17 protein-coding genes and 1 pseudogene are annotated in these 20,360 nt (G+C 68.5%); 6 read left to right on the top strand and 12 right to left on the bottom strand.

From position 1 onward, the window contains the following. The 4 genes from AB0I51_RS37410 to AB0I51_RS37425 form a co-directional block, all read right to left on the bottom strand. On the bottom strand, nt 1–754 hold a 754-nt coding region (locus tag AB0I51_RS37410), incomplete at its 3' end, for an ABC transporter permease (RefSeq protein ID WP_362982846.1). Beyond that, on the bottom strand, nt 751–1,503 hold the full coding sequence (locus AB0I51_RS37415) for an ABC transporter ATP-binding protein (RefSeq protein ID WP_362982847.1): 753 nt from the start codon (nt 1,501–1,503) through the stop codon (nt 751–753). The genes AB0I51_RS37410 and AB0I51_RS37415, both read right to left, overlap by 4 nt. Further along, on the bottom strand, nt 1,500–2,993 hold the full coding sequence (locus AB0I51_RS37420) for a peptidoglycan-binding protein (RefSeq protein WP_362982848.1): 1,494 nt from the start codon (nt 2,991–2,993) through the stop codon (nt 1,500–1,502). The genes AB0I51_RS37415 and AB0I51_RS37420 overlap by 4 nt, the downstream gene beginning before the upstream one ends. Further along, nucleotides 2,990–3,964: a hypothetical protein gene (locus AB0I51_RS37425; RefSeq protein ID WP_362982849.1), complete on the bottom strand. Its 975-nt coding sequence runs from the start codon at nt 3,962–3,964 to the stop codon at nt 2,990–2,992. Before AB0I51_RS37425 ends, AB0I51_RS37420 begins: the two co-directional genes overlap by 4 nt. 168 nt (nt 3,965–4,132) lie before the next feature. Between AB0I51_RS37425 and AB0I51_RS37430 the strand changes: the two genes are divergently transcribed. The 3 genes from AB0I51_RS37430 to AB0I51_RS37440 are packed head-to-tail and all read left to right on the top strand — an operon-like array spanning nt 4,133 to nt 6,860. Beyond that, nucleotides 4,133–4,825 (top strand): response regulator transcription factor, encoded by a 693-nt coding sequence (locus AB0I51_RS37430; RefSeq protein WP_362982850.1) that lies wholly within the window; start codon nt 4,133–4,135, stop codon nt 4,823–4,825. Beyond that, a complete protein-coding gene (locus AB0I51_RS37435; protein ID WP_362982851.1) occupies nt 4,822–6,324 on the top strand; it encodes a HAMP domain-containing sensor histidine kinase in 1,503 nt (500 codons plus the stop codon). The genes AB0I51_RS37430 and AB0I51_RS37435 overlap by 4 nt, the downstream gene beginning before the upstream one ends. Beyond that, a complete protein-coding gene (locus AB0I51_RS37440; RefSeq protein ID WP_362982852.1) occupies nt 6,321–6,860 on the top strand; it encodes a hypothetical protein in 540 nt (179 codons plus the stop codon). Before AB0I51_RS37435 ends, AB0I51_RS37440 begins: the two co-directional genes overlap by 4 nt. A 180-nt stretch (nt 6,861–7,040) precedes the next feature. On the opposite strand, the gene AB0I51_RS37445 is transcribed toward AB0I51_RS37440, so the two are convergent. The 4 genes from AB0I51_RS37445 to AB0I51_RS37460 form a co-directional block, all read right to left on the bottom strand. Beyond that, nucleotides 7,041–10,052, bottom strand: a complete 3,012-nt coding sequence (locus AB0I51_RS37445; RefSeq protein ID WP_362982853.1) for a S53 family peptidase — start codon at nt 10,050–10,052, stop codon at nt 7,041–7,043. A gap of 272 nt (nt 10,053–10,324) precedes the next feature. Then, nucleotides 10,325–10,816 carry a DUF397 domain-containing protein gene (locus tag AB0I51_RS37450; protein ID WP_362982854.1) on the bottom strand — a complete coding sequence of 164 codons (492 nt, stop codon included), beginning with the start codon at nt 10,814–10,816 and terminating at the stop codon, nt 10,325–10,327. A gap of 794 nt (nt 10,817–11,610) precedes the next feature. Continuing rightward, a complete protein-coding gene (locus AB0I51_RS37455; RefSeq protein ID WP_362982855.1) occupies nt 11,611–12,384 on the bottom strand; it encodes an NAD(P)H-binding protein in 774 nt (257 codons plus the stop codon). A gap of 321 nt (nt 12,385–12,705) precedes the next feature. Then, entirely contained in the window at nt 12,706–13,305 is a 600-nt protein-coding gene (locus tag AB0I51_RS37460; protein ID WP_362982856.1) for an XRE family transcriptional regulator, read from the bottom strand. Between the two features lie 80 nt (nt 13,306–13,385). Here AB0I51_RS37460 and AB0I51_RS37465 point away from each other — a divergent pair, with 80 nt between their 5' ends. After that, entirely contained in the window at nt 13,386–13,865 is a 480-nt protein-coding gene (locus AB0I51_RS37465) for an SRPBCC domain-containing protein (RefSeq protein ID WP_362982857.1), read from the top strand. A 296-nt stretch (nt 13,866–14,161) separates the two neighbouring features. Here the strand turns inward: AB0I51_RS37465 and AB0I51_RS37470 are convergent, their stop codons facing one another. Together AB0I51_RS37470 and AB0I51_RS37475 are read right to left on the bottom strand one after the other, a co-directional pair. Next, nucleotides 14,162–14,635, bottom strand: a complete 474-nt coding sequence (locus AB0I51_RS37470) for an SDR family oxidoreductase (protein WP_362982858.1) — start codon at nt 14,633–14,635, stop codon at nt 14,162–14,164. 603 nt (nt 14,636–15,238) lie between these two features. Next, nucleotides 15,239–15,490, bottom strand: a pseudogene (locus AB0I51_RS37475) (hypothetical protein); the annotation flags it as partial. A 70-nt stretch (nt 15,491–15,560) separates the two neighbouring features. Between AB0I51_RS37475 and AB0I51_RS37480 the strand changes: the two are divergent. Continuing rightward, nucleotides 15,561–15,839 (top strand): hypothetical protein, encoded by a 279-nt coding sequence (locus tag AB0I51_RS37480; protein WP_362982859.1) that lies wholly within the window; start codon nt 15,561–15,563, stop codon nt 15,837–15,839. Next, the gene (locus AB0I51_RS37485) at nt 15,836–16,228 is read left to right on the top strand and encodes a PIN domain-containing protein (protein WP_362982860.1); all 393 of its coding nucleotides are present in this window, start codon (nt 15,836–15,838) and stop codon (nt 16,226–16,228) included. The genes AB0I51_RS37480 and AB0I51_RS37485 overlap by 4 nt, the downstream gene beginning before the upstream one ends. Nucleotides 16,229–16,309: 81 nt before the next feature. Here AB0I51_RS37485 and AB0I51_RS37490 read toward each other — a convergent pair whose 3' ends face one another. Together AB0I51_RS37490 and AB0I51_RS37495 are read right to left on the bottom strand one after the other, a co-directional pair. Then, on the bottom strand, nt 16,310–19,738 hold the full coding sequence (locus AB0I51_RS37490) for a trypsin-like serine protease (protein ID WP_362982861.1): 3,429 nt from the start codon (nt 19,736–19,738) through the stop codon (nt 16,310–16,312). After that, the gene (locus tag AB0I51_RS37495) at nt 19,725–20,045 is read right to left on the bottom strand and encodes a trypco2 family protein (protein ID WP_362982862.1); all 321 of its coding nucleotides are present in this window, start codon (nt 20,043–20,045) and stop codon (nt 19,725–19,727) included. Before AB0I51_RS37495 ends, AB0I51_RS37490 begins: the two co-directional genes overlap by 14 nt. Nucleotides 20,046–20,360 lie beyond the last annotated feature (315 nt).

Below are 20,360 nucleotides of genomic sequence, written 5' to 3' on the forward strand. Positions count from 1 at the left end.
TGACGTCCTCCAGGCCGAGGCGGTCCGCGGCGGTGGTGGGCGGGAGCATCACGGCGGTGGACAGGCGCTGCTCGCGCCTGATGCCGCCGAGGATGCCGATGACGGTGTACGACTGGCCCTGGAAGAAGATCGCCGGGGAGTCCTGCACCCGGCTGATCCCGAGCAACCGTGCCGCCTGGTCGCCGAGGACCGCCACCTGGGCGTGCCGGGTGATGTCGCCGGCGTCGTAGAACCGTCCCGAGGTCATCGCGCCGCGTACCCCGGCGGGCAGGTCGGCCGAGGCGGCCACCACGGCAAGGGTCTGGCCGGAGACGTCGCCGGGGGCCTTCACGTCGTTGGACCGCACCTGGACGCTGTTGGTCAGCGGGGAGTCGGCGAGGGCGGCGGCCGAGTCCACTCCGGCCAGCCGCCGGACCGCGTCGGTCCCAGACCAGTCCACCAGCGGCTCGTCGTCCGAACCGGCTTCCACAGGCGGCACGGTCACGGTCACCGAGGTCGCGGTGAGCGCGTCGAACCGGCCGACGATCTGGTTGCCGGCCGTGGAGGCCACCCCGATGGTGATGACCAGCGTGGTGATGCCGAGTACGGTGCCGAGCGTGGTCAGGGCGGACCTGACGGGACGTGCCATGACGCCCGCGAGAGCTTCCGTCCACAGGTCACGGGGGTCCATCCAGGGGCGTTCGATGCGGGTCCCGGCCGGTGTCGCCTTCGCCCTCGTCCCCGCCCTCGTCAGCCCCCTCGTCGCGAGTTTCACTCGGTCTCCTGAGTGAGGCGGCCGTCGGTGATGCGGACACGCTGGCCCGCGCGGCGGCTGACCGTCTCGTCGTGGGTGATGAGCACCAGGGTCATGCCCTGGGCGCACAGGTCGTCGAAGAGTTCCAGTACGGCGAGGGTGTTCTCGCTGTCCAGGTTGCCGGTCGGTTCGTCGCAGAGGAGCAGCGCGGGATCGCTGATCAACGCCCGTGCGATGGCGACGCGTTGGCGTTCGCCGCCGGAGAGCCGGTCGGGCCTGAAGCCCGACCGGTGTCCGAGCCCGACCCGGTCCAGCGCCTCCCGGGCGCGGGCCAGCCGGGTACCGCGCCCGAGCCCCGGGCGCGGCCTGCGGTACGCCTCGGCCAGCATGACGTTCTCGTCGACGGTGCGGTACGGGAGGAGGTGGAAGGACTGGAACACGAACCCGATGCGGCTGCCGCGCAGCGCGGTGCGTTCGAGGTCGCCGAGCCCGGTGGTCTCTACGCCGTCGAGCCGGTAGGTACCGGAGGTGGGCCGGTCGAGCAGACCCAGCGTGTTGAGCAGCGTCGACTTCCCCGAGCCGGAAGGGCCGACGATCGAGAGGTGTTCGCCGCGCCGGACGGTCAGGTTCACGCCGCGCAGTGCGCGCACCGGGGGTTCGGAGTCAAAGGTCCGCTCCACACCGGTGAGTTCGATGACGGCGGACGCATCGGAGACGACGGGGATGGAGACGGTGGCGAGGTCGGGGACCGGGACAGGGTCGGGGGTCATTCGCCCACCACCACCTTGTCGCCCTGCTCCAGCGTGCCGCTGGTCGGCTTGACCTCGACGAGACCGGCCGCGGAGAGCCCGACGGTGACATGGACGTCGCTCAGTCTGCCGCCGCGCTCGACCTGCACCCGGACGTTTCCGTCGGACGAGGTGCGGATCGCGGCGAGCGGCACGACCAGCACCTTGCCGTCCGAGGCACCGATCTTGATGGTCACCCTCACCGCGGCTTCGGCCTCGTCGGCCAGTTCGCCGGAGTCGGGTACGGAGATCCGCAGCTGGACCGGGGCCGAGGAGTCGGTGGCGGAGGTGCCGGCGGATTCGCTCCCGGTGTCCCCCGACGTCGTACCGGTGGATCCCTCGCTGTCCCCGTCCGAGCCCGTCGCCGTGGTCGTCGAGGACGCGGCGTCGGCGCCAAGCGCCGACACGGTGCCCCTCGCCTTCTTGCCGTCCGTCGTCGTCATCTCGACGGCCATGCCCTTCCTCAGCAGTTCGGCGTCCGAGCCGGGGACGACCGCCTGTACCTCCAGGTCGGAGCTGGTCACGGTGCCGATCGGGCCGGACGCGGTGTCCCCCGTCTTCACCGTCACCTTGTTCAGCCGTACGGGCAGCTTCGGAAAGAAGACGACCTCGCCGGCCGGGACCTTCGTCCCGTAGGAGGCCTGGAAGGTGCTGAGCGCGGCGTTCGCCATGTTCAGCGCCTTCCTCGCGGAATCGAGCTGCAGTTGGTGGATCTGTGCGTCGGTGCTGGACTGCGGGTTCGGCGAGCTCGCACTGCCGCTCGCGCCCGCATCCGTCCCCGCCGCTGTCCCTGTCTCCGTTTCGTCGCCGCCGCTGCTGCTGCTCGCGCTGTTGGTCGTGAGCAGCGTCTGCTGGGCGGCGGACACCGCCTGCTGCAACTGGCCCAGTTGCTGCTCGTCGTCCGCGCTGGGCTTCTGGGCCTCGTACCCCTTGCTCGAGTACCAGCTGGTGACCGCCGCCGCGGTGCCCTGGCCGTAGTTGCCGCTGATCGATCCGGAAAAGAATCCGAGCCGGTGCAACGCTTTCTGGAGCTGCTTCACATCGTCGCCGGAGGCACCCGGGCCCAGCGCCCGGTACATCGGTACGGTTCCGCTCAGCGCGAGCACCGGACGGCCGTTGACCGTCATCAGTACGTCGCCCTCCTTGACCTTGGTGCCGGCGACCGGTGCCTTGGTGATCCGCTGCTCCGCGCCCTCGCCGGCCGCGGTCGCGGACGCCCCGGTGCCGACGGCGCCGGCCAGCGCGAGCGGACGCGGCGAGGCGAACTCGACGGACCCCGACGCCACCACGGTCGCGGTGAGGGACTGCCGCTGGACGGCCACGGTCACCGGGCCGGCCTTCGGCGCGGTGTGCGCGGCGGCGGCGTCGGCGGGCGAGCGCACCTGCGTGCCGGCGATCCAGCCGCCCGCACCGACCAGGACCACCGCGCCGACCAGCGCGCCCAGGTGCTTACGGCTGCTGAACCGGCTCATGCGTTGTCGCCGTAGTACGGGTGGGCCTTCTCCTTGGGGAAGTACGCGGCCCGGAACTTCTTGCCGCACTCCAGGTCCTTCAGGGAGAGGTCGATCTCCTTGGTGAGCAGCGGCAGCGCCTCCGCCTTGGACATGCTGAAGTGGTTCTCCGGCACGTTCTGCTCCATCCGCACCATGTCGGACATACCGGTCGGCTGGGTGGTGCTGACCGGGATGCCCTGTGCCTTCAGGCAGGTGGCGTACCCCTGGGCGAGCTGCACCAGTTGGGCGTCGCCGTTGAGCTCAAGACCGTTCGCGCGGTTCGCCTCCGCCTTGGCGTTCTCCGCCTTTTTCTGCTCGGCGGCGCTCAGCGCGTGTCCGTTCACGGCTATCGACGCCTTGAGTTCGCAGCCGCCGATCTTCTCGTCCGCCTTGGACTTGGCCTGGGGGCCCGTCAGCGCCTCCTCGTACGCCTTCTGCTGGGCGGGGGTGAACCCCTTCTCGTCGTCGTCGGCGACGCCGTCGGTCCGCTTTTCTCCCGCCTTCCCTCCGGGGTTGCTGAAGGGGGCATTGGGGTCGTTGGGGTAGACGGCGGCGGCGTAGTTGCCGAACCCGTACTTCTCCCGGGACTTCTTCGCCGCCGCGTAGTCCTCCGCGTCCAGCCCTACGTAGGCAGCGTCGCCGCCGGCCGCCGCCACGTGCGGTGTGTAGGTGAAGCCCTGCTTCTTCATGCAGGCCGCGAGGGTGTTCTGCTGGATGTACGTCTTCTTGGTCTCGGCGTCCGCGCCGTCCGGGACGGTGAGCTGCACTGCCCCGTCGGCGTTCGTCGTACTGTCGTTCGCCGCGTTCGCTCCGCCGGCCGTGGAGTCGGAGCTCGCGCCGGTCTTGTCGCTCGAACCGCCGCAGGCGGCCAGGAGCGGCAGCAGGCCGATCGCCAGGACGGTGGCCACGGAGACGCGGACCCTCTTCGGCATGTTCGTGTGTGCGCTCATGGTGGATGAGGCTGGACCCGCGGTGTGATGGGAACTGGCCCGGAGTGTGATCAAACGGCAACAGCCGATGGGCGGCGACAGGACGTCCGGTTCGCCCACCCGCCCGCGAGTATGTGATCGTCCGGTAACAGCAGCGGCCTGGCCTGGTGTTGTACGGATACTGAGCACATGCCACGTGTCCTGCTCATCGAAGACGATCGCGCTGTTCGTGAGGGTGTCCAACTCGCGCTGCGCCGCCAGGGGCACGACGTCGCCGCCGCCGGGACGGGTGAGGACGGGCTGGAACAGCTGCGGTCGTTCCGGCCGGACGTCGTCGTCCTCGATCTGATGCTGCCCGGCATGTCCGGGCTCGACGTGTGCCGCCGGATCCGCGGGGTCGAAGACCAGGTTCCGATCATCATGGCGACGGCCCGGGGCGACGACGTGGACATCGTGATCGGACTCGAAGCGGGAGCCGACGACTACGTCGTAAAGCCCGTCCAGGCACGCGTGCTCGAAGCCCGTATCCGTGCCGTCCTGCGACGGGTCGGCGGCACACCCTCCGACGGAACCACGCCGAAGACCGAAACCCATGGAGAACTGACCATCGACCGGGCCGCGTTGACCGTCACCCACCAAGGCGCACCGGTCGCCCTCGCTCCCTCCGAACTACGGCTCCTGCTGACCCTCTCCGCCTCGCCCGGTCAGGTGTTCAGCCGGCAGCAGCTCCTGGAAGCCGTCTGGGAACACAGCTACCACGGCGACTCACGGCTGGTGGACGCCTGCGTCAAACGGCTGCGCACCAAGATGGGCGAGCCTCCGGGACAGCCGCGCTACATACAGACCGTGCGCGGCTTCGGCTACCAGTTCCGGTCACGGTGAAGGCGCCCCCGCCGCTGCGCGGCCTGCGCGTCCGACTGCTGGTGGCCTTCCTGCTGGTCGCCGGCGTCGCCACCCTGACCACCGGCGCCCTGACGTTCCGGGAAGCGCGCACGGGGGTGCTCCAGCAGAGCCAGGACGGGGTGATCGCGCAGTTCCGCGACCATGTCGACTCCCTCGCCGCCGACCTCGACTTTCCCCCGGACCAGAACCAACTGAACCTGTTCGCACAGCAGTTGGCGCGCTCCGAACCGTCGAAGAACTGGCGCGTGCTGGCCACCTACGGCGGCCTGAGCGCCACCTCCTCACCGCAGGACCCGTTCGAGCAGCTGACGCCCGACCTGCGCAAGGCCGTGGCCTCCGGCGGGAACACCGTCTTCCAGCGGGTGACCAGACACAGCAGCCCCGCACTCGTCGTCGGCCTGCCGGTCACCTTCGGCACCGCGGAGCAGCCCACGTCCGACCCGTCCGGGCTCGCCGTCTTCCTGACGGTGCCGCAGACCACCGAACAGGCCTACGTCCAGGCCCTGGTCCCCGCCATCGAGCGAGCCACGGTTCCCGCGCTGGTCCTGGCCGTCCTGCTCGCACTGCTGGCCGCCCGTGGCGTACTGCGGCCGGTACGCGAGCTGCGCCGGGCCACCCGCAGCATCGCCGAGGGCCACCTCGACACCCGGCTCGCCGTCAACGGCTCCGACGAACTCGCCGACCTCTCCCACACCTTCAACGAAACCGCCGCCGCCCTGGAGGAGTCGGTCGCCGAACTGCGCCGCATGGAGGCACGCGCCCGCCGCTTCGCCGCCGACGTCTCCCACGAACTGCGCACCCCGCTGGCCGCCATGTCCGCGGTCACCGACATCCTCGACGAGGACGCGGCCCGGCTCGCCCCCGACACCGCCACCGCCGTACGACTCATCAGCGAGGAGACCGTCAAGCTGGCCCGCCTGGTCGAGGACCTGATGGAGATCTCCCGCTTCGACGCGGGCGCGGCCAGTCTGCACCTGGACGAGATAGACCTCGCGGACTCCATCCGGCGCACCCTCGCCTCCCGCGCCTGGCTGGAGACGGTCGAGGCACGGCTTCCACCGCCGGGCACACTCCGCGGCAGCCTCGACCCGCGCCGCCTCGACGTGATCGTCGCCAACCTGGTCGGGAACGCCCTCCGGCACGGCGGACGCCCCGTACGGCTGGACCTCTACGAGTGGGAACACCCGGACGACGGGCAGCGGGCGGTCATCGAGGTGCTGGACAGTGGACCGGGTATCCCCGAAAGCGTCCTGCCCCACGTCTTCGACCGCTTCTACAAATCGGATACGGCCCGCACCAGGACCGAGGGCAGCGGCCTCGGACTCGCCATCACCGCGGAGAACGTCCACCTGCACGGCGGCACCATCCAGGCGGCGAACGGCGCGCACGGCGGCGCCGTCTTCACCGTAGAGCTCCCGCTGCGACAGGACGAGCCACCACCAGTACCGGCCGAACCGGCCGAGGGGAGCCATCCGTGAGCCCTGTCCACCGGGCCGTCCGGCCCGCGCTGCTTCTTCTCGCGGGGGCGCTCCTGCTCGGCGCCTGCGGCATCCCCACGACCGGTGTGGTGGGCTCGGGGGAACCCGGCACCGGTGTCCGGTCGACCGTCACGCTCTACTTCACGGGCAAGGGCGGCCTGGTCGCGGTCCCCCGCAGGATCCCCCAGCGGCCCGGCGTCGAAGCGGCCGTACGACTGTTGTTCCAGGGCCCGACCAGACCCGAACTGAGCAGAGGCGTGGGCAGCCTGCTGCGGAAGCTGAAGAAGGATCCGACGGTCCGGGCCGATGGCGCCGAGGTGTCGATCGAGCTGCGCTTCGACGACCCGGCGGATTTCCCGGGCACCGTCAAGCCGCTGTTCGGGAACGCACTCGCTCAGGTGGTCTGCACCGCCGCCGGCGCCCTCCACGCCGAAGACCCGCACGTCGCATCGGTGGAGGTGGTCATCAAGGCCACCGTGGGAGGCGCCAAGTCCCGGTGGAGCGCCGAAGGGCGCGACGCGCGCTGCCCCGCATAGGCCCGGAGGTCTACAACCGCCTCCCGTTCCGGGGTCCGTGTCCACCGCGAGGAGGCAGAGGAGGCGCAGGCCGTCGTCCCGGTACTGCTCGTAGAGCGCAGCACACACGTCCCTGGACGTAACGATGCCCCGCCGACCGGCATGGTCGACGGGGCATCACCGGTGTGGCGTCGGAGTGCGTCAGCCGATGTAGCCGGCGACGTCCGCGATCACATTGGTCGTGCTGTTGGTGTAGAAGTCCACCTTGCCGTCGGAGCCGACCGGCGCGATCACCTGGTTGGAAATCGTCTTGCCCTGTACCCAGTTCAGGTTGGAGGCCGTCGGGCGGCTGCCGCCGTCGGCGAAGGCGGTGAGGTAGCCGCTGCCGGTGGTACCGGTGACGGTGACGGTGAGTACGACCGCCTTGACGCCGGCCGGGATGCCGTCGGCGCCGGAGATCTGCAGGGCCAGGGTCTTGCCCGAGCCCAGGGGTGTGGTCGTACGGGTGTCCAGCAGGCGCAACGGGGTGACCGTGTCGAAGGCCGAGCCGCTGGTGGAGAAGTAGCCGGAGACATCGGCGATGACGTGGCTGGTGCCGTGGACGTAGATGCTGACGTTGCCGTCGCTCGCGATCGGCACGACCACGAGGTTGGGGATGGTGGTCCCGGTGGCCGACCAGTTGACGTTGGAGGCGGTCGGGCGGGTGGCGCCTTCGGGATAGGCCTCCAGGTAGCCGCCGCCGACGGTCTGGGTCGCCGTCAGGTTGAGCACGACGGAGGTGGCGCCGGTCGGTACGCCGCCGTGGCCGCGGACCTTGAGGCTGACCACCGCGTTGGAGATCTTGGTGGTGGTGGAGATGCCGACCTTGGAGCGGGTGTCCAGCAGGCGGGCCGGGGCCAGCGCCGTGTACTTCGAGCCGGTGGTGCCGCTGGTGTAGTAGCCCTGGACATCGGCGATCAGGTGGGTGGTGCTGTTGGTGGAAAGGTCCACCACACCGTCACCGGCCACCTTGACGGTCGCCGAGGCCGCGATGGTCTGGCTCGCTCCGGTCCAGTTGAGGTTGCTGGTCGACGGCTTGGTGGTGCCGTCGGCCCAGGCCGTCACCGAACCGGCGCCGGTGGTGCCGGTGACCGTGAGGTTGAGCACGACACCGGTGACGCCGCTGCTCGGAATCCCTCCGACGCCCTCGACCTTGACCGGAGCGGTACCGCCCGCGACCAGGGGCTTGGTGGTCGGGATGGAACTGAGGCCCCAGCCGGTGCCGTTGCGGGTGTCCAGCAGGCGCTTGGGGCTGCTGAGCGGGTGGAAGGTCGAGGCTCCCGTGGCCGCCGTGCCCTTGGCCGCGCACAGTGCGGTTGTCAGGCCGGCCTCCTTGGGCGAGCCCAGGCCGGTGACCTCGTCGTAGCCGGCCGCCGACGTGAAGCCGGTGGCGTAGGTGGAGTTGTTGCCGCTGGTGACGTCCCAGAAGTTCGTCGGGTAGCTGCTCCGCGCGGCCTTGTAGAGGGCGTTGTTGAGGAAGCCGACCTGCCCGTTTGCCTGGCAGGCCGTGCCGGCGTTGGCCTGGACGATCGCGGCGGCCCAGGTCGGGGCCGCGCCGCTGGTGCCGCCGATGATGGCGGGGAGGGGGCTGGAGGACTGACTGTTGTCCTGGAGGTAGATCGGGTAGCCGTTGTGCGGGTCCGCCAGGGCGGAGACGTCCGGAACGGCACGCTTGGTGGTGGTGGCGACACCGCCCTGGTACACGACGGGAGCCCAGCGCGAGGAGACGCCGCCACCGGTACCGCCGGTGTCGTTGTTCCACGTCGTCTGGGTCGCGCTGCTGCCCGAACCGGTCATCGTCGTACCACCGACGCCGGTGACATAGGGCTGGCTCGCGGGGTCGTCGACGGCCTTGGCGGTGGAGCCGGTGGCGCGGTAGCAGTCGCTGGAGCCGTCGTCGCCCGAGGCGGCGACCACGCTCTGGCCCTGCGCGGCGGCCTCCGCGAAGACGGTGTTCTCGGCGTTCGCGGTCGCGCTGCTCTCGACCGCCTCGCACTCACCCCAACTGGTGGAGATGACCTGCGCCTGGTCGTCGGTGACCATCCGCTGGTAGACGTCGAGCACGTTCTGGTCGGTCGCGGACGCGGCGTCCGGGCCCTGGTAGTCGATGATGCTCGCGCCGGGCACCAGACCGATCAGGTCATCGATGTCGAGCGCGGACTCCACGCCGACCGATCCGTCGGTGGCCGGTGCGCCGGCCCCTGACGTCGTATCGACGTACACGGTGGAGACCGAGGTGCTGGTGCCGACGCAGGACTGGTACGCGGCGATACTGCCGGCGTCGACGTTCTCCAGCTCGAACACGGCCACGGTCTGCCCCGCACCCACGGTCGCGGAACTGGTCATCCCGTAGGTACCGGCCAGCTTGCCGGGGCTGTAGTAGTCGGTGCCGTCGACGAGGCCCGAGCCGGTGAAGTCGGCGCAGAGCGCCGGGCTGTACGCGTTGGCGGTCACCGTGCGCGAGCCGCGTCCGGAGACAGTGGTGGAGGCAGAGCCGGTCCTGCTCGCGCGACGCGCCGCAGTGTGGTGGCCGGCGACGGTGTTGACACTGCTCAGACCGACGACCCCGGTCACCGACGCCGCCACGTCCGCGGGCAGGGAGGGGGCCGACGTGTTGAGGTAGTCGGTGGTGCCGTCCTTGAGCCGGACGTTCCGGAAGCCGGTGGCGAAAGCGCGGGACGCCTGTGCGGCGGTGGCGGTGACCGGTATCGACAGGCCGTCCGGGCTGACCTTGCCGGGAGCGAGACCGGCCGCCTTCAACGCCCGTGAGACCCCGGCGATGGTGGCCCGCGTAGGACCGAAGACCGAGGCGAACTGCCCCTTGGCCAGGTAGTGGTGGTACTGGGCGTTCCCCGGTGTGGACACCGCGGTGACGAAGTCCGCCAGCGACTGCGGGTCACGCGGGGCCAGGTTCACACTGAGGTGCAGCGTGGTCCCCGACGCGGTCGCGCCGGTCACCGTCGCACCCGCGGGAACACGCGGAGCGGTCCCTATTCGCTTGGGTGCGTCCGATCCGGGCGTTCCCGTTTGGGCGACCGCGCCGTTGGCGGTCGCGGTGACGACGGTGAGGGCGACGGCAGCGGTGGACGCCGCCATGATCACCCTGGCCCGTCTGCCGGTCCTGACTGCCGCGGGTCCGGGACGTCCCGACGCGGCGTGGGCCTTCTTGGCCATGCAGAAATCTCCTAGAAACTGACGCACCATCACACCTGTGGCCGTGACGATGGCCGAAGCGTCACTCGGGCCGACGGGTGCATCCGTGTCACCAGGAGCGCAGGAGCTATCCCCCTTAACCGAAGTGTGCGCATTTCTTATCAGGACTGGACAGTTGCTGTCTCTGTTCGCCCGGGAACCATGAGCGGATCTTTACGCCACCGCCTCGGGGTGAGCGTGTGCGCCACGTCGTCGAGAGCCGCTGCCTGTCGTCGGACGATCTGGCCGCTGCTCTACGCGGACGCCCTGAACGAACGTCGCGAACGCGGACCGTCCCACGAGCAGCGCGCAGCCTCCCGCGGGACCTCGCTGTCGTGAACCGCTGTCCCGCCATACGCCGTTCCGGACAGGTCGCCGACCTCGACGCAGTTGTTGCCGGCGCCGTCGGAGTATGACGACTTGAACGAGCCCGCGCCGGCCGGTGAACTCGGGGGCCACTTGGGTACGGGAGGGTCATCGGCTGATCTCTCGCATGAGTTGCCGCAGGAACACCGGCGTGTCCTCCGGCGGCAACGCCGAAACCGTGAGGGTGTCGGGCTTTCCCGTCGCCGCTGCCACTGGCGAGCGTGTGTCCATCGGGGCGGAACGCCACCGATTCCACCCCACCGGTGCGCCCTGTCAGGCCGTGCCGGAGTGGGAGCCGACGGCAGCGAAGAGACTGGCGGTGGCTTCCGCTTCCCTGAAGAAAAAGGTTCAACCGAACCCAAGACGCCAGCCCCATTCATGAGGTCCGGGACCTACGAGACACCTTGCTCGACGGCGCTCATGACCCACACGCCACAACGCCTTGGGGGCGACTGGCCTTTCCTTTCCTTGGGTGATTTTGAAAGTCACGTAGGTGTCACCGGCCTTAACCGAGGCCGTGGAGCGCCAACTACCGCGCTGCCAGCGGGTTGCCGACCGCGCCCCCAGCCGGAGCACATTGATCGCGGGATTGCCCGGATACAACAACCCTGCAGCCCCGAGCAGGCCCCGTGACCGCACGACGGATCAGGACCCGCTTGCACGATCGCTGCACACTTGGCCACCACATGACCACCACGCCGAACCCGACAGGCCGACACCGATCGGCGATACAGAACAAGAGGGAAGGTCACAGCCCTGCGAGCCGAAACGCCCACTGGCCGTCGACCCCAGGACCTACGCATTGCGATGCGTGGACCACAGGTGCCCGATCAGCCCGGATCCCAAGGCCACCCGAAACAAGAAACCCCAGGTCAGATCCCTGACCTGGGGTTCACCTCGGAGCCGCCTTCGGGATTCGAACCCGAGACCTACGCATTACGAGACCGTGAGCGATCATGTCGCCTCGTGACAGCATATGACACAGCATGCCATCGTGCCCGATCAGACCACATGCCCCACGTTGAGCACGCGTAACTCATGCCGAACAGTCCACAGGCGTCCGGCCACCCCTTGGCCATCCCGGGCCCCACCTGCGCCACACCTCGGTAGTTACACATGGCAGTTGTCGGACATCGACAAACCAGTGGCAGGAGGCAACTTGCTGGGCTGCGCTTCACGGGGTGGGTTGGTCGAGCCAGTCCGCGTAAGTCGGTCCGGCAAGGGTCGCGTGCGGGCCGGGGAGCAGGCCGCCGTTCTCGAACAGGTCCCGGTCGGAGTTGGCCGGGTCACTCACTTCCTCGATGCGGGACGGGCTGCCCTGCCGAGCGGCCAGCAGGCGTGCCGCGTCGGCCAGGTTCTCCGCTCGGGGGCCGGCGATCTCCGGGTACGGCACACCCGTGGGCTCCTGATACGCATCGGTGGCGACCTCGACCAGTTTCTCGGCGACGGTACGGGCGGCGACGAGTTGGGTGCGCATCTTGGGCACATAGGCGACCTCGCCCTGGGTACCCCAGCCGACCAGTTGTTCAACGAACTCGTGGAACTGCGCGGCCCGCACAATCCGGGTGGGGAGCGGGCCGGCCAGCGCTGCTTTCTCGTGGGCCAGTTTGGCCGCGTTGTAGCCGGTGGTGGAGCCGTCGATGCCGATGATCGACACCACCACCATCCGGCGGACGCCGGTCTTGTGTCCGGCCTGGTGCAGGTTACGAGCGGTGGTGGTGAAGAACTCGGTGGCCACCGCCTGCTCGGGCGAGGGTGTGCTGGACACGTCGATGACCACTTCGACGCCGTGCAGGGCTTCGGCCAGGCCATCCCCGGTGACCACGTCCACGCCCAAGGAGCGTGAGATGGGCACGACTTGGTGGTCGCGTTCCTCAAGCACCCGCGCAACGTGCCTGCCGACACGGCCCGTCGCTCCGACGACTGCGATCCTGGTGGGCTTCTGCATGATGGCTGCCTTCCGTGGACAGTTCCGATGATGGGCTTTCAACTCGATGACGGAGCGCGGCGCGAGAACGTGACCAGCTCCGTCGGAGATGCTCGGCAACCTCCCCCCTTCCGACGCCGGGGCACCGGACTACTGGGCCGACAGCTTCATCCCGCCCCACACGCACCAAGGCCGCGCGATCGAACGCGGCCCCACCGTGGAGGGCAGGGAGCAAATCTCTGCGCCGATCAGCACCGATGAGACCGTCAACCTGTCCCCGACCGCACGCTCCGGCACTGGGCCCGGCCCGACATCACCTACCTGCCCCGGACTTGCTTGCGGTCATTGGGCTGGAGGGGGCGCGTAGCGGGGGTCGCGGTCGCCGGAGTAGGTGACAGCCATGGTCAGCCGAGCGGGACCGGGGCCGACGTTGCGGTAGACGTGGTCTCGATCGCCGCGCATGCGCAGGGCGTCGCCCGCTTCGAGGGTGAAGTCGGCGCCGCCGACCTCGACCTCCAGCCGCCCCTCGTAGAGGTGGAGCAGTTCTCGTGTTCCTGGCGGATGCGCGGGGGAGCTCATCTCATCGTGCTCGGCGATGAGAAAGTCCCAGAACTCGATGAACGGGGCCTGGCCGTCATTGACGAGCAGCCGCCCCACACTGTGCTGTCCAGCGCGGTGAACCTCGGCGTCGGCCGCGCGCACCACCTGGCCGAGTTCCTCGGGCGGCTCGACGAGACGGCCGATCGAGGTGCCCAGAGTGGCGCTGATCCGGGCGAGCGTGGCGACGCTGGGGTTGGTGCGGCAGGTCTCGATCTGCTGCAACATCCCCCGACTGACCCCCGACCGTGCAGCCAGGTCATCCAGCCGCCAGCCCCGCAACCGTCGCATCGCCCGCAGGTTCGCGGCCAGTGTCCGGCCCACGATCTCCGCTGGATCCTCCATTGACAGCACCCCTTCCAGCACTCAATATATCGGATCAGAAGAAAGTATATTGCCTCTGATTCTCGCAAGGAAGGCCCACGATGAAGACGATCTCCCACTCGATCGAGATCAACGCTCCGGCCGCGGAGGTCTGGGAAGTGCTCACTGACCTGGCCGCCTACTCGGACTGGAATCCCTTCATCCGCGAGGCGTCCGGCCACGTCACAGTCGGTCAGCGGCTCACGCTGAAGATGTTCCCCGCCGACGGGAAGCCGATGACGTTCCGCCCACGCGTCCTGGCTGCCGACCCCGGCGTGGAGCTGCGCTGGATCGGCCACTTCGTCCTGCCCGGCATCTTCGACGGCGAGCACCGCTTCACGCTCACCACCACCGCGACCGGCGGCACCGAGCTCCTGCAAACCGAGAAGTTCTCCGGCCTTCTGGTCCCCTTCACCGCCAAGACCATCTCCGCCACCCGGCAGAACTTCGCCGCCCTCAACCAGGCCCTCAAGACCCGCGCCGAAAGCCGATCGCAGCCACACCCCGCACCCGCGCCCACCGCGACCGACCAACCTCGGTAGCGTGAAGCTGATAGCCCCAGCTGGGTTGCATCCGTAGACGCCTGCGGTCGCGGAAGGTCTCGATGCAGGCGAAGAACTCGGTGAGCGCCGCCGGCCCGACCGGGCCGGCGGCGCTCACCGATCCGGACGAGACACTGAACGAAACCAGTTGACGGCGTCGGACCTCGACCCTCGGCAGGTCCAGATCGCCGGACAGCAATGGTTCATCGGCGAGGCCGTACGCGGGTGCCGGCACCGCGCGACCAGGCGCGGAGGCCCAGGACCACCCCGGGCCGGGGCAGGCCGGCAGGGAATGGTCAACTGGCCTGGGCGGTCGGCATGATGGTGACCTGCTGGCGGTTGGCCCTCGGCGGGAGGGACGCGACGAACCCGACGGTCCGCGCGATGTCCTCGGGCGCGAGCCACTCCATGGCTTCCTTCGATCCCTCCAGCCAGGCACGAGCGCCTTCGTCCCTGACGTGGCTCTGCAGCTCGATACCGACGATGCCGGGCTCGATCGCCGAGACACGCACCTTCTTCGCACCCAGCTCGACCCGCAGGTGCCGGGAGAGGTGGGTGACGCCACCAGAAGGGCGGCGGGGCTCGTTGCGCCGCCTAATGGGGCGGCGCCCAGGACGCGATGTGCTCGAACTCCACCTTGCAGGACAGCCACAACCACGGCGCGCGATTCGGCCTTCGCCAGCGACCCCGCAGCCTCTTTCCCTGCACCACCGCTGCACGGATGGCCACCCCTTGGCCACCCCGCGCGCAGCCCATGCTGACTCACACATCAGCTACTTTCCAGGACACCTCAGGTCAGGACCGGCACTCGGCCCCGGCTCCGCATTACCGACGCCAGACAGTGAACCTCCGACCTACACATTCCATGCACGGGCGGCGGAAGCGCCATGCCCACACATTTCAAGGCCAAGAAAACGAAGAAACCGCAAGTCAGAGGAATGACTTGCGGTTTCCCATGGAGCCGCCTTCGGGATTCAAACCCGAGACCTACGCATTACGAGGGCGACAGAGATCGTGATGGAGTGTGCCTCATGGTCGCATCAGATCCTGTTTTTGCAGATCAGAGCGACGATCATGGTCCTCCTGCTCGTATGCCGTGCTGCACTGTCCACAGGCGTCCGCGCTCCCCTTGCGCTCCCCACCCCTCGGCGAGATGAGACCTCCGCCCTGAGCAACTCCTCGTTAGCACCACGCTGGCACAGCTTGTCGAGATCGCACATACGAGATGATCGCCGTCATTCGCAGACCCCTCGCCCGCATTCTTCACGCCGATGAGCACAGCAGCAGCAACAGCAGCTCGACGAGGGACGGCCCATGTCCGTCTTGGGTGTCGCAGCCGTCAGCACTTCAATGCCTGCGGGCTCCGGTATGTCGATTTGGAGCAGCTTGAGCAGGTCGGCTGTGACGACTCGGTGGGCGTTGCCCAGACGCAGGACCGTGCACGGATACGGGCCACGCTTGGCGAGCTCGTACCCCGTGGTCCGGCTGAGGGACGGCGCACGGTTCGCCGTCTCCAGGTCCACGGCCACAGGCAGCGCGAGCAGTTCCTCACGCGTCAGCCCACGGGATGCGTCTTCACGCTTGGTGATCACAGAAGATCTGCACCCCGCGAGACAATCCGCCATCTGCCTCCAGGCAGGCCTTGAAGCCGCAGAATCGCCCACCCAATAACAAAAGTTTTGTTAAAGTGGCTCCATGGCGACTTCTCCCGACCCTGTTCCCGGCGAAGGCCCCGTCCGCCCGGTCTCCGTCTCCCTCCACGAAGGCACCATCGCCGCCCTCAAAGCCCGCACCGGCAAGCGCGGCATGTCCGCCTACGTCGAAGCCCTCATCCAGCGCCAACTCGAGCGGGACCGGCTGCGCGAACTCATCGAGGACGCGGAGACCGAGCACGGGCCGGTGGATCAGGCAGCGATCGAGGCCAAGCGGGCACTCCTGCGCGGCAACGCAGCCGGCTCGGCGGACGCCGCGTGAGCGGCACCCTCGTCCTGGACTGCGAAGGCCTGTCCAAACTCGTACGCCGCACACCCGAGCTCACCGAATGGCTGGCCGCAGCCGAGGCCGAGGACATCCGCGTCATCACCAGCTCCGTTACCCCCGTCGAAGCCCGCGACCCCAAGACCAACCAGGCCCGCTTCGACTACGCCGTCTCTCGCGTCAACATCATCCCGCCCACCGAAGTCATCGCCCGCCACGCCAGCAAACTCCTCGCCGCAGCCGGCCTGCACGGCCACAAATACGCCCTCGACGCCATCGTGGCCGCCACCGCGATGGCCTCCCCCTCACCCGTGACCATCCTGACGTCGGACCCCGAGGACCTCCTCTTGCTGTGCGGCCCCGACGTCCGCGTCATCAAGATCTGACCCGTACGATCCCCCATGCAGATCCACAAGAGCGTCGACGGTTTCCAAACGTGAGTTTCGGCAGTCAACTGAAACACGCCGTCAGGACGGCTCACGGGAGTGGGCGTGAGGGACGCCGATTCGTTGTTCAAGCTCAGCCAACATCGTCTCGAGTTCAACCATCTTCCGGTCGGATTCTTCCTCACGCAGATACTCGCAAAGGTCGTTGGCCCGCCGGTGCTGAGCGGCCGCTCCTGACGGATCGCCACACGCGGCCAGTGTGGCACCGTACACCGAAGCCAGGATTGCGGTCCGGTACTTGTCCAGCCACGTGGTCTCCGGAACGTACTTGTCCAGGATGGCCAGTGCCTCACGGGCGTGCTCACAGGCCTGTTTGGGCTTGCTCCCGGTCAGCTCCAGTTCAGCCAGCACACACAAGATCCGCGACTTGCTCTCGCGGCGGGCGTTCCTTTCCTCGGGGGCCATCAAGTCGTGCTGCCGGAGCGCCTGTTCGGCCCTCCGGATCCCGGGGTTGAGAGTCCGCTTGCTCGGACCACGCGCCAGAGCTTTGCCTAGATGGGCGGTGGCCAGATCGCGCAGCGCGTCGGCGTGCTGGGGGCGCTCGGCCTCCTGATACTGGTGTTCCAGTTCCTCGTACATCTGCAGAGCCTGGGACAGGGTCCTGATGCCCTCGTCCCACTGCCCGGCGTCGGTATAGCGACGGCCGAGTACGACCAGCGCTAGAGCATAGTCACGGTCCCATCGACCACTACGCTCCTTGATCAGGCCATGGAAGAGATCCCGGGCCCCGACAGCCGACCGGACCGCTTCGTCGAACTTCTGGACATCGCCCTGACGACGGGCCAGCACACGTAGGGCTATGGCCTTCGCCTCGGTGATCTCCCAGGAATGCAGCGGAGGTCCGGCGGATTCGGGCGGCAGATCGTCCGTCACCAGGTCCAGGGCGTCGACGGCGTACTGAAGAGCCTCACGCCACCGGCCGAGACGCGCCAGCGAGTTCGACAGGTTGCACATGGCCTGACTGAGGTACCGGTTGTGGGTGCGGTCGGGGCGATCGTGCCGCAACTGCTCATAGGCCTGGACGGCCTCACGGGCAGAATCCAGCGACTCGGTGAACCGCCCGACCTCGTAGTTGCGCACTCCGAGGTTGCTCAGCGCATGAGCCTTGTTCAACAGGCACTCGTGCGAGTCGTCGGAACGTGCCAGCGCATTGAACCACTGGACCGCCTGCCAGGCGTGGTTGTGCGCCTTGCGCCGCTGGCCGGCGTCGGCCAGCACTCTGGACAGAAGCCGGTTCTCGGTGCCCAGGTTGAACCGTGTCTCACGGCTGTGCGGTGCCGCGGCGGTGTAGAACTCCAGCGCCTTGCTGCGCAGGACGATAGTCATGGCCTGCAGTGCGTCTGGGCAGGCTTCCTCCAGTTCCTTGGCGGCCTCGGCCGCGAGCCGCTCCGCGGGGAGCTGCTGAAAGACCGTCTCCAGGGCGGCCGCGAGGGATCTTCCGGTCGGATTGTCCGTGGTCTCCAGAGCCTTCCTGACCAACCTGATCAGGGCGGGCGCGTGCTCCTGGAGCGCATCGTGCAGCGCCCGGTAGAGCACAGTGTCCGGCGACTGGTGCGTCTCCTCGCCGAAGACCGCGTAGTTCATCGTCCGCAGGGTGGACAACGCCTGCTGGGCCGCGTCGTCGGGCGAGCGGTCCGGATCCAGATCGAGCAACCGGGAGATCAGTTCCGGGAAGTCACAGACCATCTTTGACACGAGGTGCTGGGCCAGCCGCATCGGTCGCAGGGCGCGCAGCGCGCCGTACCCGGAGATCCGCTCCTGGAAGAAGCGTACGAAGCGGCGGCGGGTCTGTTCGGTGGCGTCCCCCAGGTCGGGCACCAAGCGCAGCAGGCGCGCGGCCTCGCTCTCTTGATGGCCCTCGGTGTCGCCGCCGGCGAACGCCAAGCTGGCCACAGCCACCACCCGGTCGAGCAGGACCGGGTCCGTCGGCAGGCCCGCCTTCTCCGCGTGTTTGATCCAGTCCTCTCGTTCCAGGTCGAGGGCCTGCTCGTAAAGGGCCTCCGCACGAGACGTCGTCCGGATCGTTCGGGGTGTGCCACGCCATTCCGGGTACCGGGTCCGGCGTACGTCGATCAGTGCCAGGATGAGGATGAACAGACAGTTGGCGAAGTCCGGATCGCTGAGGTCAGCGGAGGCCTCTCCGTCCGGTACGACGTCCGCCGCTTCCCCGTGGGCTTCGCGTTCCTTGAGCAGAAAGGCAGCGCGGGCCTGTTGGTAGATGCGCTTGCGGGCGCCGGGGTCCGGGTACCCGACCTGGAACGGATGTTCCTCGGCCAGTTCGGCGTAGCGGCGCCTGAAGGCGCTCCACCACTCGCCCTCGTGGCGGGCGAGTGCCAGCACCCGGATACGTCCCGAACCACCCCGGTGACGCAGCAAGGCGTCGAGCTGACCCACCTTGCCGTCCGAGTTGTCGACCACGACGAGCCGGTTCTCGTCCAGCCTCATCAGGCCCGACACGTCCTTCGCCGGCGGCGCCAGCAGACCCGCGACCCAGCCCTGGGCAACCATCCGAGCACAGAACTCACGGGCCAGCCGGGTCTTGCCGACAGCCGGGTCGCCGACGAGGAGCCGCACCGACAGCTTGGTGGCCCCGGAGGCCGGGACTGTGCACCAGTCCATCAACCGGCCCAACTCCTCCTCACGCCCGCAGAAGTCCACGACCTGGTACCGGGCACGCAGCAGGTCTGCCGCCGACCAACTCTCGGGCAGCGGGTCGTAGGCGGGTTCCAACACTTTCTGTCCCACCCACATCGGCTCGAACACCACAGGGCCCACGCCGTCCTCCGCCAGCAGGTCCAGAATGCCCTTCTGGCCCTCAAGCAGTTGAACGGGGATCACCTTGAGCCGTCCCTCCACGCTGTGGTGCCACTCGTCGAGCAGGCCGAGCAGATTCCCCTCCCCGAGCAGTGCCGCGCCCGAGGCACCGCGCCACAGAGCACCGCCCCCGACCCCGACGAGGGGGGTACCGCTCTCGACTTGGAAAGCATGGTGCCAACTGGGTTTCTCCTCACCGGTCACCGTTCCCGTCCAGGGGATCAGCTTTCCGTAGGCGTGTTCCAGATTGGCCTTGCCATCGGCGTCGGCCAGTTCAGGAAAACCGAGGACATCCGCTGGCAGTGGGTCAGTACCGGTCAGCCGCCCCCACCGCACCGGTTCGGCCGTCTTCAGCCCGAACGGGTCGTCCTCCTCTGTGCTCAGCAACGCGAAACCGTCGTCCCCGGCTCCTGAGAAGCCTTCGCTACGCGCCACTACGTGGAAGCACACGGGCTGACTCGCCCGCAGACGTCCCTGATGCGGCCCGGACTCGGGCACTCGCACTTCCACCGGCTCGGCGACCTCGCCTACACAGTGGGCGGCCGTGAGCACCAGTCGCGGCGCGACCAGATAGCCCGAGGACTGTGCCCGACCCGTCCGCAGGAACGCCGTCCGCCGCAACTCAGGGGAGATCATGGCGTGCTCCCTGGACATACGGGCGCGAAATCTTAAGGCTCGGATCGACCCCAAGCCGGAGCAACACACGCTGGACGGCGCAATGGCCCCGATCTATGCCCGTCTCCGCATTGACGACCCAGAACTTCACACCCCCCGAACCATGAAGGTCCCGGGTGGCCAGCACGGTCGCCTCGACCTCGATCTCCTCCACGCGGAACCGAGGCCCGCCTCTGCTGTCGCCGTCCCGCTGCGCAGTCTCCAGAGAGTCACGCAGCGCGGTGATCATCTGTGCCAGCGTTATGTCACGTGATTCCTGCTCCGACACAGGCCCTCCTCATACGACATACGTCGTCGCCCCCCAGGGAACGGCCGTTGACGTCTCAAACATCGTCCCGACCGCACCACATGTCCAGCAGCCGAACGTCCCGGCCGGACCGCCGAAGGTCCCGGTTTCGCCGCCGCCGGCCGGGACCGTCTGGAACCGCATCTGCCCGTCCAGCGGATTCGCCGCCCACTGAAAAAGGCCAGTTCACAGGCCTGGACTACCAAATCCGGATGCGCACCCCTTGCACTCCCCTCCCCCGGCAGCCACCCCACAAGCTGACCAACCATCAGGAGTGCTACGCAAAAGACCAGGTCA

The sequence above is a fragment of the Streptomyces sp. NPDC050549 genome (assembly GCF_040655035.1).
Classification (GTDB): Bacteria; Actinomycetota; Actinomycetes; order Streptomycetales; family Streptomycetaceae; genus Streptomyces.

Coding starts and splice junctions, on each gene's coding strand:
- AB0I51_RS37470 (WP_362982858.1), bottom strand. CDS start 14,635: ATGTGTGAGTCAGCATGGGCTGCGCGCGGGGTGGCCAAGGGGTGGCCA.
- AB0I51_RS37415 (WP_362982847.1), bottom strand. CDS start 1,503: ATGACCCCCGACCCTGTCCCGGTCCCCGACCTCGCCACCGTCTCCATC.
- AB0I51_RS37465 (WP_362982857.1), top strand. CDS start 13,386: ATGAAGACGATCTCCCACTCGATCGAGATCAACGCTCCGGCCGCGGAG.
- AB0I51_RS37455 (WP_362982855.1), bottom strand. CDS start 12,384: ATGCAGAAGCCCACCAGGATCGCAGTCGTCGGAGCGACGGGCCGTGTC.
- AB0I51_RS37420 (WP_362982848.1), bottom strand. CDS start 2,993: ATGAGCCGGTTCAGCAGCCGTAAGCACCTGGGCGCGCTGGTCGGCGCG.
- AB0I51_RS37480 (WP_362982859.1), top strand. CDS start 15,561: ATGGCGACTTCTCCCGACCCTGTTCCCGGCGAAGGCCCCGTCCGCCCG.
- AB0I51_RS37490 (WP_362982861.1), bottom strand. CDS start 19,738: ATGATCTCCCCTGAGTTGCGGCGGACGGCGTTCCTGCGGACGGGTCGG.
- AB0I51_RS37450 (WP_362982854.1), bottom strand. CDS start 10,816: ATGAATGGGGCTGGCGTCTTGGGTTCGGTTGAACCTTTTTCTTCAGGG.
- AB0I51_RS37425 (WP_362982849.1), bottom strand. CDS start 3,964: ATGAGCGCACACACGAACATGCCGAAGAGGGTCCGCGTCTCCGTGGCC.
- AB0I51_RS37460 (WP_362982856.1), bottom strand. CDS start 13,305: ATGGAGGATCCAGCGGAGATCGTGGGCCGGACACTGGCCGCGAACCTG.
- AB0I51_RS37445 (WP_362982853.1), bottom strand. CDS start 10,052: ATGGCCAAGAAGGCCCACGCCGCGTCGGGACGTCCCGGACCCGCGGCA.
- AB0I51_RS37430 (WP_362982850.1), top strand. CDS start 4,133: ATGCCACGTGTCCTGCTCATCGAAGACGATCGCGCTGTTCGTGAGGGT.